Source organism: Aquabacterium sp. A08, assembly GCF_011742065.1.
Genome location: NZ_JAAQQT010000317.1, coordinates 1 through 383 on the forward strand (window position 1 = coordinate 1; position 383 = coordinate 383).

Annotated in this window: 1 pseudogene; it reads left to right on the forward strand. The window is 70.8% G+C overall.

Annotated elements, in window-relative coordinates:
- Positions 1-383, forward strand: a pseudogene (locus tag HA630_RS26970) (AMP nucleosidase); the annotation flags it as partial.

The window sequence follows — 383 nt, forward strand, 5'->3', positions numbered from 1 at the left end:
CTGCTGCGCGCCGACCGCAGCGGCCTCACCCTGGTCAACATCGGCGTGGGGCCGAGCAACGCCAAGACCATCACCGACCACATTGCCGTGCTGCGCCCGCACGCCTGGCTGATGCTGGGCCACTGCGCCGGCCTGCGCAACAGCCAGCAACTGGGCGACTACGTGCTGGCCCACGCCTATGTGCGCGAGGACCACGTGCTGGACGAGGAGCTGCCCCTGTGGGTGCCGATCCCCGCGCTGGCCGAAATCCAGCTGGCGCTGGAAGGCGCGGTGGCCGACGTGACCGGGCTGGGCCCGGGCGAACTCAAGCGCATCATGCGCACCGGCACCGTGGCCAGCACCGACAACCGCAACTGGGAGCTGCTGCCCGACAACACGCCGCA